Annotated in this window: 15 protein-coding genes and 1 pseudogene; 3 read left to right on the top strand and 13 right to left on the bottom strand. The window is 33.0% G+C overall.

The features are described 5' to 3' along the window. Nucleotides 1–182 precede the first annotated feature (182 nt). From ACFFIT_RS07245 to ACFFIT_RS07230, 4 genes and pseudogenes are all read right to left on the bottom strand, one after another. Entirely contained in the window at nt 183–677 is a 495-nt protein-coding gene (locus ACFFIT_RS07245; RefSeq protein ID WP_385876989.1) for an ISAs1 family transposase, read from the bottom strand. Between the two features lie 17 nt (nt 678–694). Continuing rightward, nucleotides 695–1,204: pseudogene (locus ACFFIT_RS07240) on the bottom strand (IS630 family transposase). Nucleotides 1,205–1,505: 301 nt separating this feature from the next. Beyond that, nucleotides 1,506–3,524 (bottom strand): hypothetical protein, encoded by a 2,019-nt coding sequence (locus ACFFIT_RS07235; protein WP_385876988.1) that lies wholly within the window; start codon nt 3,522–3,524, stop codon nt 1,506–1,508. 548 nt (nt 3,525–4,072) lie between these two features. Next, complete coding sequence (locus ACFFIT_RS07230; protein WP_385876987.1) at nt 4,073–4,438, bottom strand: group II intron maturase-specific domain-containing protein; 366 nt, start codon at nt 4,436–4,438, stop codon at nt 4,073–4,075. A 600-nt stretch (nt 4,439–5,038) separates the two neighbouring features. Here ACFFIT_RS07230 and ACFFIT_RS07225 point away from each other — a divergent pair. Next, nucleotides 5,039–5,734, top strand: a complete 696-nt coding sequence (locus ACFFIT_RS07225; RefSeq protein WP_385876986.1) for a DUF3592 domain-containing protein — start codon at nt 5,039–5,041, stop codon at nt 5,732–5,734. Between the two features lie 97 nt (nt 5,735–5,831). Here ACFFIT_RS07225 and ACFFIT_RS07220 read toward each other — a convergent pair whose 3' ends face one another. The 3 genes from ACFFIT_RS07220 to ACFFIT_RS07210 form a co-directional block, all read right to left on the bottom strand. After that, nucleotides 5,832–6,254, bottom strand: coding sequence for an integrase core domain-containing protein (locus ACFFIT_RS07220; protein ID WP_385876985.1), 423 nt, complete (start codon nt 6,252–6,254; stop codon nt 5,832–5,834). 174 nt (nt 6,255–6,428) lie between these two features. Further along, complete coding sequence (locus ACFFIT_RS07215; RefSeq protein WP_385876984.1) at nt 6,429–6,632, bottom strand: hypothetical protein; 204 nt, start codon at nt 6,630–6,632, stop codon at nt 6,429–6,431. Continuing rightward, nucleotides 6,625–6,876, bottom strand: coding sequence for a hypothetical protein (locus ACFFIT_RS07210; RefSeq protein WP_385876983.1), 252 nt, complete (start codon nt 6,874–6,876; stop codon nt 6,625–6,627). Before ACFFIT_RS07210 ends, ACFFIT_RS07215 begins: the two co-directional genes overlap by 8 nt. A gap of 99 nt (nt 6,877–6,975) precedes the next feature. Here ACFFIT_RS07210 and ACFFIT_RS07205 point away from each other — a divergent pair, with 99 nt between their 5' ends. Next, the gene (locus ACFFIT_RS07205) at nt 6,976–7,287 is read left to right on the top strand and encodes a transposase family protein (RefSeq protein WP_385877046.1); all 312 of its coding nucleotides are present in this window, start codon (nt 6,976–6,978) and stop codon (nt 7,285–7,287) included. 318 nt (nt 7,288–7,605) lie between these two features. On the opposite strand, the gene purU is transcribed toward ACFFIT_RS07205, so the two are convergent. The 6 genes from purU to ACFFIT_RS07175 all read right to left on the bottom strand — a co-directional run bounded on the left by purU (nt 7,606) and on the right by ACFFIT_RS07175 (nt 13,966). Then, nucleotides 7,606–8,460, bottom strand: a complete 855-nt coding sequence (purU, locus tag ACFFIT_RS07200; RefSeq protein WP_385876982.1) for a formyltetrahydrofolate deformylase — start codon at nt 8,458–8,460, stop codon at nt 7,606–7,608. Between the two features lie 221 nt (nt 8,461–8,681). Then, the gene (locus ACFFIT_RS07195; RefSeq protein WP_385876981.1) at nt 8,682–9,518 is read right to left on the bottom strand and encodes a metal ABC transporter permease; all 837 of its coding nucleotides are present in this window, start codon (nt 9,516–9,518) and stop codon (nt 8,682–8,684) included. Nucleotides 9,519–9,657: 139 nt separating this feature from the next. Then, nucleotides 9,658–10,503 carry a metal ABC transporter permease gene (locus tag ACFFIT_RS07190; RefSeq protein ID WP_385876980.1) on the bottom strand — a complete coding sequence of 282 codons (846 nt, stop codon included), beginning with the start codon at nt 10,501–10,503 and terminating at the stop codon, nt 9,658–9,660. After that, nucleotides 10,503–11,378 (bottom strand): ATP-binding cassette domain-containing protein, encoded by an 876-nt coding sequence (locus ACFFIT_RS07185; RefSeq protein WP_385876979.1) that lies wholly within the window; start codon nt 11,376–11,378, stop codon nt 10,503–10,505. Before ACFFIT_RS07185 ends, ACFFIT_RS07190 begins: the two co-directional genes overlap by 1 nt. A 20-nt stretch (nt 11,379–11,398) precedes the next feature. Continuing rightward, nucleotides 11,399–12,352, bottom strand: a complete 954-nt coding sequence (locus ACFFIT_RS07180) for a metal ABC transporter solute-binding protein, Zn/Mn family (RefSeq protein WP_385876978.1) — start codon at nt 12,350–12,352, stop codon at nt 11,399–11,401. 198 nt (nt 12,353–12,550) lie between these two features. Further along, complete coding sequence (locus ACFFIT_RS07175; protein WP_385876977.1) at nt 12,551–13,966, bottom strand: methyl-accepting chemotaxis protein; 1,416 nt, start codon at nt 13,964–13,966, stop codon at nt 12,551–12,553. A gap of 419 nt (nt 13,967–14,385) precedes the next feature. Here ACFFIT_RS07175 and rlmM point away from each other — a divergent pair, with 419 nt between their 5' ends. Next, on the top strand, nt 14,386–14,919 hold the full coding sequence (gene rlmM / locus ACFFIT_RS07170; protein WP_385876976.1) for a 23S rRNA (cytidine(2498)-2'-O)-methyltransferase RlmM: 534 nt from the start codon (nt 14,386–14,388) through the stop codon (nt 14,917–14,919). Nucleotides 14,920–14,955 lie beyond the last annotated feature (36 nt).

Here is a 14,955-nt window from a genome sequence, read left to right as displayed (position 1 = left end):
TTTATCCCTTAAATTTAAATCATTTATACACATTCTCATTTTGCTAGGAATTGAAGCTTCCTTTTTTTCTCTTTTGTATTCTGCAGTACTTAGTAAATTTAGGGAAAAGCGCCTAATTATCGATAAATTTTTTGCACTTATTCTATCATGCACCTCTGATGAGTCCTCTTTCATTACCACATCTAAACGCCAATGAAGTGAATGTTCAACACGCAATGCTCCCTTGTATATTGTATGGCTTCACTTGCAGTCAATTTTTCTTTTAAATTTTTATTTATCTTTGCATCAATAACATACGCAGTCCTTTGTTCTATTCTTCCATGACCACGGTCATTCTGAATTAAAGCATGTTTCTCTGATTCATCAGTATTCCACAATGTTTGAAATTCTCGATCTATTGCTTCAAACAATTTACGTTGATTGCCTTTAACTTGGATAAGTGCAATCCCTTTGCCTTTAAAAATTTCATTAACGGTTTCAGTTTGACAATGAAGCGCATCAAGCGTCACAATACACTCTTTAAGATTGAGTATTTTAAGGACGTTCAGTACCATCTGGATTTCTTGGCCTTTACCAGCCCCTATCTCTGTACTGAATGAAATGCCATTATCGACATCAAATGCTGTCACAGCATTTAGAATTTCACCTGTACGTGCTTTATACTCAATGGAAATCAAGATGCAGGTTTTAGCACCTAAAAATTATCAGTAAGCCTTGTTCGTAGTTCTGGAATGATCGTGGGCAAAATATTCTCGAAAAGTCCCAACACAGCTTCCCGAAATTTATCTTTCGACGGAAAATATTGATTATTTCTACATTTTTCATTCATTACCTTCCATAACCGATCAATTGGATTTAGATTTGGGCTATATGGAGGCAAATAATGTAGTACGATGCTCATTTCTAACGCTTTTTCAACCACAACCTCCGACCTATGGTAACCTGCACCATCAAGTATGATATGAATGTGTTTATTTTCTGTAAGAGGGTAATTTTCTCTCAGCTTAGTAAAAAATTCGATAATACTTTAACCGTTAATCGTTTCAAACTCTTGTACAACAGTTTTCTCAATGGCATTAATATTCAAAGCACCAATTAAATTGATTCGTGTACGACTGCCTGTTGTATTGACGACTTTATCAGTTCCTTTCTTAATCCACCCATATCCCAACTTAGTGGCTTGAGTTGGGTGTAATGCATCAATAAATAGAATCGGTTCTTCACCGACTGTATTTTTTAATTACTGATAAGTTTCAATAAATTCAATCTGTTTGATCAAAGTTTGATCGCCCCCTGAGTTAGGGTTGGACCTTTAACATTTATTTATCTATTTGCCACTCCCAGTGAATCAAAGCTAAAATTTGCGGAATCAAAAATGCCAATAGGGTAGTTTATTCCGATTGATTTAATCCATAAGGTATGCGAGTGTTTTTTGAATTGATTCTAGTCGCCTCTCATATAATTATGATAGATCCTTTTAGAACAATTCGTAGGACAGTGTTGTCCTAAGAATGAGGCAAATGTTTTAATAGTAAATCGATATGCTCATCGGATTTTTCAAATATTATGTTTAATTGACTGACGTCTTGCGGTTTTAACTTATTCATCGTTGATAAATAGGGATACCAATCTTCGTTAATTAAACTAGTGTTAATCGATTTTCTGATCACAAGCAGATTAATAAGCGCTTTTTGAAGTGCATAGATTTTTGTTTTATATTGGCTATTAATGAGCTTTGCAAATTGATTATCACTAAGACTTGAAAGTAGATCGATAATCATTTGATTCAATATTCGTTTATTTCTTTTTAAATAAAGGAACAGTTGTTCTAGTATTTCTATGGGCAACTCTTCTTTAATGACGTGGCAAAGTGCAATAGATTTCATATTGATATTAGTATCTTTATCTAAAAGGAATTTTGATAATAACCCAAGGTTAGCAGAATTCACCGTGAACATTTTTGTGTTATCGACTTTAATACTATGGCTATGCATTGAACATGGACTAAAGACAGTATGTAATAATATTTTTTTTAACTGAGCCGGTAAAAGCGCTAAATTATCCATAAAATAAACTGTCATTTTTTCTGAATGATCAAATAGACTTAATAGGATTGAGTAACGGTTATCTAAATCAATTTTTCTATCTATTAACTGATGATCAAAATCTATTGTTTTTAGATTAGGGTAGTTTATTAAAATTGGCTCTAATTCAGAAAAATAAGTAGTTATTTGCCAAAACATCACGTCATTTTTGATTAGATTTTTGGGTTCAGAGAGACAAGAGATTTGTAGTGAACTTATTAAAGCTAAGAGTTTAAGTGCGCCGGGGTTCAATGGCTGGATACACACTTTAAAATGACGTTTAAATATTTCAATACTAAATTGATTGAAGTGTTCAAACATCCCTGTATTAAAAAGGTAAATCACTATGATTTCAAGCCTATCTAATGAAAATCTATCGATATTTTTAATCAATAAGTGACACATCTCATCTAAGTTGATTAGGCCAAATACAATTAAATTGAGATATAATTCATCAGCAGTTTTAGCAAAAAATGCCTCCTCAAATACGATACCATCCGCGTATTGGCTTAAAAGATAAATAATTTCTTTCAATTTAATGTTCAGTGTTTCTTCAGAAAATGGAGTCAGTCCTAAAAATGTTTGTATTGAACGCCTACAGTGGCTTTTTTTGACTAAATTTAATGAGACACATTGAGAGAGAAAAAAAGATAGAGTATGGGGGGCACAACTCTCAAACGCACTAACAAAATTTTGCAATAGAGTCATGTTTTGTTTGTTTTGTTCTAAAGTGCATTTCAAATTTTCTTCAGCTTGTTTATCATCCGCACCTAATAAAAGAAATAGAGTTGCTCGGCAAAGTATATCTGGCTTTGAGTCCTTCGACTTAAGATTATTTAAAAAGTGTTTTAAATTTTTTTTATCTAAGGATAGCCATGTATGCCAAAACCAATGTTCCGGCATTCTACTGACATAACTGACTGACTTTGCCAAATAAGCACTTAGATGAATACTCTGTAATTCCCTTTGAGCTACATCATTCCATGCTGAATACTGAGCTATATTATCAATTAAATTTTTTAGCACCCAAGCTTGACGAAAAAACTGATATCTAGAAGTTGTATTTCTTTTACACAACAATGGTTTGCTGGCAAATTGATGTTGACTGTTAATTACTGCTAAGGCAAGACACTCAGATAGCTGTGTATGGTTAATAAGTAAATCAAACAATTCTTGTAAGATATCAGCGTTAAACCAACCATCATCAGAAATATTGTCACTAAAATTAATCAAGTAAGTGTCATCAATTGCATGCGTTTTCTCCCAAGCTAAAAATTCATCAAGGGATACGTCAGCTAAAAAAATAAAAAAATTAAGATAGTGCTTAGGAATAGAAACGTTTTTATCTTTTAAAAGCAGATGGCGTTCATGTGTTATATTGAATGTTTTAGCGAAGCGTTCATAAGTCAGCATGTGTTTGTTTCTCGTTACGTGATTCATTTATGCTCATGTAGATAATTTTTTAAAATCCTTTTGTTAAAAATCATCTGTTAGAAATCATTTATTAAAAAACATTCCCCCAATTTGGGGGGCTAGTTTTAGTTAGTTCCTATAGTCATGAGTTTTCATAAATAGATAATACTATAAACCCCCTAAAATTCTAATTGGCTTGTTAAAATTCCTAGTGGTATATACATATCATATTGATTCAATGGGGTATCTCACCTTAAAGATGGAAGTTTAACGTAAAAGTATCACCAGCATACTAAATAGAATGATGCATTGCACCCACTAAATCATTTTATATTTATTGAATTAATAGGGATTAGCCATCTTTCTAAAAATTTTTAATAAGATAGAATTTGCATAGATGCTATAGATGTTTAATGATTAAGATCCTAAAATTTATTGTATTTAATGAGTCAGGGGGCGAGCAAACTTTTTTATCATTAATCGAGTAGAGCACAGGAACTGCCCCTGCCCCCTCTCACAGAACCACACGTGACACTCTCGCGTCATGTGGCTCGTCTAGCTCAACCTCACTTGTGCTATGTTTCCTTTTGTGCTTTTATCATTAATTCTAATGACCAAAGGGCAAAAAGTCTTCTTCGTGCAAGATGTGATTTTATCTCAGAAAGTAATTGGTATGTTTTCATCTTCTTGCCTTTGAGTTTCTTGCTCTTTTTCATCAGCCAGACTACAAGACGTGTATCAAGTGTCTGCCATATGCCTCTTAATTCTGATGGATAGAACTTGCTATAATAATTTATTATCCCATGTAAATAAGGATTAATCATTTTAGCCACTATGTTTAAACCTTTTGGAAGCATCGCTTGCCAATTGAAAGATTTTATTTTCTGTTTGATTACTACCTTCTTTTTATCCCCTACCGCTGGCAAGAAACCCGTGAACACAGTATTACTTTTAGTGCTACTAGCTCCTCTACGTCTATATCAGCAGGAGTTTTTTTAGTAGATGGTTTGCCTCGTCTTTGTGATACAATACCATCAATTCCATTTTCTTTATACTTGATGAAAAGTCTTTTAAAATGCCTGTAAGTAACTCCAAATTGTCTAGCAGATGTGACTTAAGTGATTTCTTTTCTGAGACATTTTTCGAGAACAAAAGCACGCTCTTTTTCTTTTAAAGAGTATGTATTTTGCGTTATAACTTAGTCCTTTTGAATTAAGTAAGACTTACGTGCTTAAATCACGTTTAGTGACAATCAGAAACCGCACTAAATTTGCTCAATCAAAGTATTTAAGTAGGTTTTCCCAGAAAATTTAAATAAATCATATTTAATTTTATTAAATCTTTTTTACAATCAAACTGGTCTCATTTTTTTTAAAATCACATTTTTACAATGTTCAAAAGGGAGTTTTAAATTGATTTAGGTAGTTATTTCAACAATTAGTTAGCATTGTTTTCACATGACATGTTCTTTATAATTAACTAATTACAAATATTTTTTTACATAATTTTTCTGTTAACAAATTAAGTTAAGATCATACCCTATGCGTGGAGTTATTCTTCTATTTAAAATTATTTTCTTTTCTGTTGCAATGATACTTTTAATCAGCGCAGCAATCTTGGCTAAAAAGAACTATGATTTTATTCAAACTAGCCAATTAACAACAGGGATTGTAAGCAGCTCGATACCCCAAAAAAGTTCATCCGGTGAAATACTTTATGCACCAGTTATTACTTTTATAGATAGCTCTGGTAAAGAACATAATGTGATCGGTAGCACTCTTACTAAGACTTTGCTCGATCCTATAGGCAGTACTGTTGAAATTTACTATGATCAGAACTCACCTAATGAAGCCATTATTAATAATATTTCACAAATGTGGATTGGGGTTATTATTCTGTGTATTATTGGCGTTGGTTTTTTATTCTTTGTAGCAATATTTTTTGTTATTTTTAAAAAGCCTAATGCAGATAAATTTAAACGGGAAGGTTTTCCTGTTAAAGCCCTAATAACTGAAATTGGTCCTTATACCTTAATATCAATCAATCACAGAACCCCATATAGAATCACTGCGCAATGGTTAGATAAATTAAATAATACCGTTCATATCTTTGATAGCGAATTTATTTGGTACGATCCTTCACCCTATATTGAAAATAATGAAATTACTATTTATATAATGAGAAATAACCCGAAAAAATATTATGTAGATATCTCTTTTTTACCTGAAAAAGGCTAAGTTACGTTACCGATTTTTTTTAATTACCCCTTTGAAAATTAAACATAAAAAAATTTTTTTTTAATATAATTAAAAGCATTCTATAGCAAATTAATTGTTACTGGTTACTATTCATTAAATCTTTTTCGTCAAAAAACACTAGGTTTTTAATTATACTCAATATAAATTTAGTTATTGGACTCCAATCACGTATACGCCCTTTAGCCCATCTGTTAGGATGACTTTCTTTCTTGCGATTTATTACCTCTTGTCTCTTCTGTAATTTAGCCACATCCTTACCTGTGCGTTTATCTGAAGGGGTGATAAATTGATTACTGCTGTGCAAGTGTTCATGGTTATACCACTGAACAAACTGATACACCTGCAATCTAGCTTCTTGTAAATTGCCAATGGGTTTTAATGGCAATAATGCGTTATATTTTAAGGTTTTAAATAACGATTCTGACATGGGATTATCATTACTTAACCTAGGTCTACTATGTGAACTTGAGACGCCGAGTTGAGCTAGCATCACCTTCATACTCTTTCCTTTCATAGGAGAGGCATTATCCGAATGAATAACTAACTGCTTAGGTTGGATATTTTCTTTTTCATAAATATCTTGTATTAATAAAGAAGCATTCTCTGCACTTCCTGAATCAAAGACTTACCAACCCGTAATATATTTATCAAATATATCAATGTACACATAGAGTTAAAAGTAGTCTCCTTTCACATTGGAACTCAAATAAGTAATACCCCAACAATAGACTTGATTACTCGCTGTTGCCACAAGCTCATTGGGTTTATCTGACGCTCTTGGCTTTCTCGTGCTACCACGATGAGTATTTTGTCCAGTTAATCTCATAAAGCGATAGAATGTAGATTCAGAAGCAATATAAATACCTTTATCATCCATGAGTCTTGGTACGATTTGTTTTCTTTTCAGAACCCTTAATAAACTCTCTTTTCCAAGACTTTAATTGATGTTCAAAAATACCTTTCATACGACACCATTGACTGAGTTCTTCGCAAGTTAAAGCATGGGATTCTGCTATGACTAATAATTTTTCTTGAGCTGATCTGTGTTTACTATCAAAAGAGAGTTGATTTAATTGTTCTCTATGACTTCTAAGCCAAGCATTTAAAGAGCTTTTAGACATGGGGGCAAACCTTGACCAATTTATCAAAAATTAATTAATATCAATTGCCATCATGATATTTTTCAGATCAAATAAGTAAATCTATTTTACTTATTTGATCTGAAAATCACACATATTTTTAATGGTATAGAAGAAACAAGGTCTACTATTAACCAAAAATACCCTGTGGCAGAAATTAATTTTTTAGTAGTTGCCTCATTTATATGTGGCTATAGCAATTGGCATGCAATAGCGCGTTTTTGTGAAGCAAATATAGACTGGCTTAGAAATTTTTTCCCCTATACTAATGGACTGCCTACCCGGCATAACATTGCTAGAATCATCAGGCTGATAAAGCCTAAATTACTGAACGAGTTATTAATTAATTGGACTAGAAGTTATCAATCTGAATCAATGAAAAATCAGCTGTAATCAATTGATAATAAAGAAGAGGAAAATCAGTCACCAGAAAATGCTTTCGTTAAGTTGAGAAAAATTATAGTCATTGATGGTAAAGTTGTGAGAGGTTTACAAGCTGACTCGGGTGAAGTTCTTAATGTTGTATTAGTATATAATCTTGGCCTTGGCATCACAATTGGGACTGAGATGGGGCTTGGGAAAGGCCAAGAAATTTAAGTGGTGAGAAATGTTTTAAATACGCTGAATTTAAAGGAGTGTCTAATTACATTAGATGCACTACACTGCGAAAGTGAAACTTTCAATACCATAGCCAAACAAAAAGCAAAAGCTTTACAGTATGATTGTATGGTTACCTTGAACAAATACTCTTTGTGCTAATACCTTTTCTAGGGAACGACTTAAAACATTTTTTTCAACATCACGACCAGCTTTCATCATTGCTTCAGCAGTATAAGTATGATCTACATGGATTACATCCTGCATGATAATCGGACCTTCATCAAGATCGTTATTCACAAAATGCGCCGTTGCACCAATTATTTTTACTCCCCTTTCATAGGCTTGATGATATGGTTTAGCCCCAATAAATGCAGGTAGGAAAGAGTGATGTATATTAATAATCTTTTTATCAAATTGACTTACAAACTGTGGCGTTAAAATTCTCATGTACTTAGCTAAGACAACATAATCAGGAGAAAATTCTTTTATTTTTTCAGACATCAATTTATCATGTTCTTCTCGTGATAAACCTTCATGAGACACTAAGTGGAAGGGAATATCAAAACGTTCTACAAGAGGCTTAAGTAATTCATGATTACCAATTACCGCTGTAATTTCTACATCCATATCACCATAAGCTTGTTTCATCAGTAAATCACCCAAACAATGTGCTTCTTTAGTAACTAAAATCACTATTTTTTGTTTTTCTATTGATTTTAGCTCATAAAAAGATCCTTCTGGCAAAGCATAGTTTAAATCAGCTAGAAGCATTTCATCATTAAAAATACCTTCAAGTTCAGTACGCATGAAAAAATGCCCCGAACGATGATCCACAAATTCATTATTCTGCAGAATATTTAATTGATGCTTATAACAAATATTAGTTATTTTGGAAATCAAGCCCGTTGCATCCGGGCATTGAGTACGGAGAATTTTTTTCTTTGTGTGTACAGAGTGTGTCGTCATTGTTTATCTTCTAATTTAATAAGTTTTAATTTGTTGTAACTTGGAAACAAGTCTTAACTTAACCAATCTTACAAGCAATAATTTAAAGTAACTCTATTAGCTTAAAATACATTGGATTGAGCTTTAGATTGTTTTTAATGAACTCTTTTAAAGAGCTAAACAGCAATTATATCAAACTATTTTCTTGAAATCACTAAGATGTACTCAAGGCAGCTTCTCTGTCAAATTTGCTTATTTTTTGTTATTCTAGAAGTTAAGGCAAAGGTTAGAAGCAAAAACAGTGTTTGAATCACAATAATTAATGGTGCACTAGCGACATCTAAGTAAAAGCTAACTAATATACCGATAAAGATAGTGAGTGCTGAAAAAAAAGAAGCATACATCATCATAAAGTGAAATTGCTTAGTCATTGAATAGCCAAACATTCCCGGAATAATTAATAAGCCAATCACAAATAAAACCCCTATCGCTTGTATGGAAACAACAAGTACTACAGATAATAAAAACAGTAATAAATAATGATGAAATTTTATAGACATTCCTTGCATGGTAAGTTGTTTTTCATCAAAGCAAAACAACATTAAATCCCTAGCTTTTAAACAAATTATGGCAAGAATGCATACTAATATGATCAAATGGGTAAGCAGTGAGTTTCTATCTATTCCGAGTATATTACCAAATAATAAATGTGTAATATGTAATTCTGTATCTATAACACTAAATAAAAATAATCCCATCGCAAACATAACGGAGAAAACAATTCCAACAATCGTATCTTCTTTTAATTTAGTCTTTCGCTTAATCACCCCCATCAAGGTGGTACTTAATATCGCTGCACATAATGCACCTATAAAAATTGAAAGTCCAAACATATGACTAAGCAAAACTCCTGGTAATAAAGAGTGAGAAAGCGCATCTCCTATGAGAGCCCACCCTTTTAATACTAAATAACAGGATAAAACAGCACAGACAATTCCTATTGTTATGCCTAATAAGAGTGCCCTTTGAATAAAAGGCAAGTAAAAGGGTTCTATTAAATAAATAATGAAATCGTACATAGTAAATTTTATCCGGTAGGTCGTAAACCCCCTTCTATTTTTAAAGGGAGGATATCAACGCGTTTAATGAGTCGCAATGCCAATAGAATAATCGACTAAACGTTTATCTTTATTTTTATTTTATTACAATTTTTTTTTGCTATTGATTGGCTAACTTTGATTTTAATTTATCTCTATAGAGTCCATTTTTGCAAATAAATATTATAAAGAACATCGCCCCCTGAAGCAGAACAATTAAGGGTCCTGCGGGTATATTCATAAAATAGCTCAAATATGCGCCAACAAAAGCAGTAATTCCTCCTACCAACATCGAATAGATAACCAATCTATTGATTTGCTTCGTTATTAAAAACCCGCAAGCGCCAGGGATAATTAATAATGCAATTACTAATATTGAACCAACCGCTTGTAAAGAGATGACTATAACGCCACTCAACACCGAGAAAAATAGTGATTTATAAATAAATTCTTTAATACCGAGCGATTGCGCGAATTTTTTGTCAAATAAAATCAAAACGAGCGTAGGGAAAATAAGATATATTATTAGTGCAGCAGCAACAAAAACAATGATAATTTGCCAAAATTCAGCATGTGAAATTGAATAGATTGTTCCCATAATGATTGTCTGTACACTTATAGCGATTGGTTTTATTGAAATCATCAACAAGCCTAAGGCAAAAAAACCGGAGAAAACAAATCCAATAACAACATCTTGTTTAAATTTGGATATCTTATTAATAAATAGCATAGCAAACGCTGCGATGAGTCCACTGAAAAAAGCACCTAAAACAAATGGTAAACTTAACCAATAAGCAATAACAACACCAGGAACCACCGAATGAGAAAGCGCATCACCTATTAATGACCAATGGTTCAAAATAAGAAAAGAGGATAATAATGCACAAATAATACCTATAAGCGTACACACTATAATGGCTTTTTGCATAAATTGATAATCAAATGGAACCATTAATACGTCTAGCATCACTCCCCCTTAATATGATTTGAGGTAGGAGGATCTTGCTCAGTATTACCGTAAAAAACGGCAGGTCTTTCATCATCTGTGAGCACTGTAACTACCCTAGGATCGTCATCATCATGCAAGTGTTCTTGCCCAAGTCGAATATGCCGTAATACTCCACCAAACGTTTTTTTAAGATTTTCTTCAGTAAATGTAGTTCCAATTGTGCCAAAAGAAATGACTGTTCGATTAAAAAGTACAACCTCATCACAAAATTCAGGTACACTACCCAAATTATGTGTCGCTATAAGGATCAATGCCCCTTGTTTTTTTAACTGTTGCAAGAGCTCAATTATTGCGTTTTCAGTTTGTACATCAACTCCAGTAAAAGGTTCATCAAGCATCAAAACCTGGCCTTCTTGGGCTAATGCCCTTGCTAAGAAAACTCGTTTTTTTTGGCCACCAGATAATTCACCGATTTGACGTGTTTTATATTGGGATAATCCAACAAGATCTAATGCTTGCTCAACAATTTCAATATCATGTTTTGAAGGAATTCTCAAAAAATTCATTTTGCAATATCGACCCATCATCACGACATCTTTTACCAAAATAGGAAAATCCCAATCAACTTCTTCTGTTTGCGGAACATAGGCGATGTAATTTTGTTTCAAAGCTTGCTGGACTGACAATCCATTAAAAGATATATTTCCAGAATAAGGAGTGACAAACCCCATAAGACTTTTAAATAGGGTTGATTTACCTCCTCCATTAGGTCCAACAAGCGCACAAATAATTCCTTCTTTTAATTTAAAAGAGGCATCAACGATTGCCTGATTTCCATTACTGTATTTATAATTAATAGAATCGACTAATATCTCTATAGTTCTCTTTGTCATAAATTTATTTGTTCCAGCATTTAATCTTCATCTCTGATTGTTTCATAGCCCAAAGCAATACGGCTAAGTGTAGTTTCTAATAAACTTAAATAGGTAGGTACTTCACCATCACTCTCTGATAAGGAATCGACATAAAGTTGACCTCCATAATGAGCATTTGTTTCCTCAACAATCGTTTTTGCAGGTCTATCTGATGTTGTAGTTTCAGAAAATATGACTGGGATTTTATAGGCGTTTACTAAATCAATCAATGCACTTAATTGTTTAGGCTTAACTTGCCCCTCAGTATTAATGGGATAAATATAGGCTTCGTTTAGATTATAATCGCTTGCAAGATAGCTAAACGCGCCCTCTGAAGTAACAAGCCATTTTGATTGCGAATCGTTTGATACACGGGCAAGCCGTTTTTCGAATCGCTGAGATAATTCAACGATTTGATTTGCATAAGCAGCAGCATTAGACTCATAGTACTCTTTATTAGAGGGATCTATCGTAATTAAAGCATTTTTAATATTAGTTACATAAATGAGCGCATTCTTAGGTGACATCCACGCATGAGGATTAGGGATTTGGGTTAAATTTCCTTTTTCATCCTTTACGTAGATTGGTTTTATGGAGTCAGTCGCTATTAATTTAGGCGTAGTAGCGATGTCTTGATAAAACTTATCAAACCAAGCCTCGAGATTCATACCGTTATAAATAATGAGATCTGAATTTTGAATTTTTTGGATGTCTTTTGGGGTAGGTTCATAATCATGTATTTCAGCACCAGGCTTAGTAATGGAAACAACTGTTCCTTTATCGCCAACTATATTCTGAGCAATGTCTTGCAATATTGTGAACGTGGTAGAGATAACCAGTTTTTTTTTGTTCGTTTCGGGTTCTTTGGCTATTAATTGCTGGCTTGCAATAAAAATAGTAAAAATATTGAAAAATAACAAACTTTTAAAACACAACACAAATAATTGGCGCATTCTTTTTCCCTTAATACAACAAATATTTTTGTTCATAAATCTTTCAAATTAAAAGTGATTAAGACTAATTAATAAAATGCTTTATGAAGACCAAAGACTAAATTTTGATTTGTCATTTTTCTAAATTTCATAATTTTAAATAAATAAGATGTAGCACGTTAATATAAAGGCCATGTAAGATAAGAGATGCTAATCTATTTACTTACTCAGATTAGACTTAGACTCAATATCTTCTATATTTTCCACATCAGTTTGGTTTATTTGCGACATTTTAGCCACCGTAACATCGAGTGCATTAGCATTATTTTGTAAAATTTGGGCAATTGTAACGCTTTGTTCTGCGGCGCTTATATTTTGCATAACAACATCTTCAAGAATATTAATTGAACTACTGACTTCAGATATCTGTCTAGTTTGTTCATCAGTGTTACTTGAAATATGATTTACTAGCCCCGTCACTTCGGATACTGAATGAGCCATTCCAGTTATCTTAGTATTCGCGCTATCAACAAAAGTAACGCCTTTTTTCATTTGGGTAACACTATTATCAATTAACTCTCCAATTTCTTTAGCGGCTTGTCCAGCCCTTTGAGCAAGTGTTCTCACTTCAGAGGCAACAACAGCAAACCCACGCCCATGCTCCCCTGCTCTAGCGGCTTCTACTGCAGCATTTAATGCAAGAATGTTCGTTTGAAAAGAGATACCGTTTATAACTTCAGTAATCGCGGAAATTTTTGTTGCCGAGGTTTCTATCCCTTGCATCACACCCACTATTTCAGCCACAATTTCTTTTCCTTCTGTTGCTTCCCTTGATGCTTCAGTAATGAGGCTATCGGCTTGAGAACTCATCTCTGCATTACTCTTAATCGAAACATTCAGTTGGTTAACTGCGGCTGAGGTTTGTATCAAGCGACTTGCTGCTGAGTTACTTTTTTCACTCAAAGAATCTCCTGTTTGGGCTATAGTATTAGCAGAATTGAGTACATTTATACTTCTTGTTTCCACCTCATTTACTGCCTCTGACAGATTTTCCATTGCTATACTTAATTTGTCAGTCAATAAATAAGATCTAAATTCCGTTTGTCTTAACATCGTTGCTATTTTTATTTGAAAGCCTGTTTGCACGACTACATAAGCTGCATGGATCATTATCTGGCCAAAATTAGCTTCTTCTAAACAAAATACATCAAAGCCAGCAGCTTGTAACCTATCAACAACGACATGATGTAGTGCAATTACAATTGCCGCAACAACTATGGGTTTCCAATCCCTATACATTAATAACAAAGCAAGTGTTAAAAATACCCCAAAATGAAACTCCAACATACCCATTGCAAAATGAATATGTAATGCAACCATAAGCATAAGACTAACAGCCATAAAATACCTACATGGAGCTCTTCCTCTATAGGCAAAATATCCATAAAAACCGAATAAAAGTACCATTAAGGTTGCTATTGAGGCTTCTACTATCTGCATATTGTGGTGTGTTATAACCAAAGAAATGGCAATAGTGACTGTGGCATAAACAATAAGCACATAGAACATAAGTGTGTCTGCTAGACGATCTGTTTGTTTAAGCCGAGCAAGGGAGGCTTGAGATAATCTTTTCATTGAAACATCCTTATTTAGAATCATTTTTTAGGATTATATACTTACGTAGCAGATTAGCAACCTGCTGAAAAAATATTTTTTTACTATTTTCCGTAAATTGTCGTAACTTTATATGAAGGAAATAATCCTTTTTAATGCAGAGAATAATATAAAGTTTACATGAAGACTACAAATAGAATATATAATTATTTTCACTCATTATTCTGAGTTACGCTCGTAAAAATTTGCCAACTAAACTTATATAATAATGTGAGTTAACATTAAAATTATGTTAATATCACAAAATAACCTCTCCTATATAGAGGGTACTTTTATGCATTTAATGTCCTAGCATTATGCAATTATTGGTCAAGGTCCATTACCTCATTTTTTTAGATTTTGGATAGATGCCGTTACTATTCATTACTTATTGGAAATTCATGAAAAATATTATTTTATACTGTCGTGCTGGATTTGAAAAAGAGTGTGCTGCAGAAATTACTGAAAAAGCCCTAGCATTAGAAATTTATGGTTTTGCTCGCGTGATAGAAAACAGTGCATTTGTAATTTTTGAGTGCTATGAATCAGCTGATGCAGCGCGCCTTATTTTTGAAATTTCAGTTAAAGACCTCATCTTCGCAAGACAATGTTTTCATGGTTCAGTTGTAATTAATGATCTTCCCACAGATGATAGAGTAACTCCTATTGTTGGAATGTTTACTGGAATGGTTGAAAGAGCTGGTGATTTAAGAGTGGAAGTACCTGATACCAATGCCGGAAAAAATCTTAGTCCTTTTTGCAAAAAATTGACTGTTCCTTTAAGAAATGCGTTAAGGCAAAACAGATTATTAACTAAGATGCCAACCACTGTTTTACCTGTTCTGCATGTTTTATTCTTAACTTCAAATTGTTGTTATGTGGGCTATTCATATCCTACGTTAAATTCAGGGGGAGATCAAACCTTAACCAATTGATCAAAAAATAAATAATATCAATTGACATTAAGATGT

This window comes from Thorsellia kenyensis (genome assembly GCF_042432445.1).
In the GTDB taxonomy this organism is placed as follows: Bacteria; Pseudomonadota; Gammaproteobacteria; order Enterobacterales; family Thorselliaceae; genus Thorsellia; species Thorsellia kenyensis.
The sequence above is the reverse complement of the archived record's forward strand: the minus strand, read 5'-3'. Positions and strand labels throughout refer to the sequence as shown.

Coding starts and splice junctions, on each gene's coding strand:
- ACFFIT_RS07235 (WP_385876988.1), bottom strand. CDS start 3,524: ATGAATCACGTAACGAGAAACAAACACATGCTGACTTATGAACGCTTC.
- ACFFIT_RS07225 (WP_385876986.1), top strand. CDS start 5,039: ATGCGTGGAGTTATTCTTCTATTTAAAATTATTTTCTTTTCTGTTGCA.
- ACFFIT_RS07220 (WP_385876985.1), bottom strand. CDS start 6,254: ATGAAGGTGATGCTAGCTCAACTCGGCGTCTCAAGTTCACATAGTAGA.
- ACFFIT_RS07215 (WP_385876984.1), bottom strand. CDS start 6,632: ATGGATGATAAAGGTATTTATATTGCTTCTGAATCTACATTCTATCGC.
- ACFFIT_RS07210 (WP_385876983.1), bottom strand. CDS start 6,876: ATGTCTAAAAGCTCTTTAAATGCTTGGCTTAGAAGTCATAGAGAACAA.
- purU (WP_385876982.1), bottom strand. CDS start 8,460: ATGACGACACACTCTGTACACACAAAGAAAAAAATTCTCCGTACTCAA.
- ACFFIT_RS07195 (WP_385876981.1), bottom strand. CDS start 9,518: ATGTACGATTTCATTATTTATTTAATAGAACCCTTTTACTTGCCTTTT.
- ACFFIT_RS07190 (WP_385876980.1), bottom strand. CDS start 10,503: ATGCTAGACGTATTAATGGTTCCATTTGATTATCAATTTATGCAAAAA.
- ACFFIT_RS07185 (WP_385876979.1), bottom strand. CDS start 11,378: ATGACAAAGAGAACTATAGAGATATTAGTCGATTCTATTAATTATAAA.
- ACFFIT_RS07180 (WP_385876978.1), bottom strand. CDS start 12,352: ATGCGCCAATTATTTGTGTTGTGTTTTAAAAGTTTGTTATTTTTCAAT.
- ACFFIT_RS07175 (WP_385876977.1), bottom strand. CDS start 13,966: ATGAAAAGATTATCTCAAGCCTCCCTTGCTCGGCTTAAACAAACAGAT.
- rlmM (WP_385876976.1), top strand. CDS start 14,386: ATGAAAAATATTATTTTATACTGTCGTGCTGGATTTGAAAAAGAGTGT.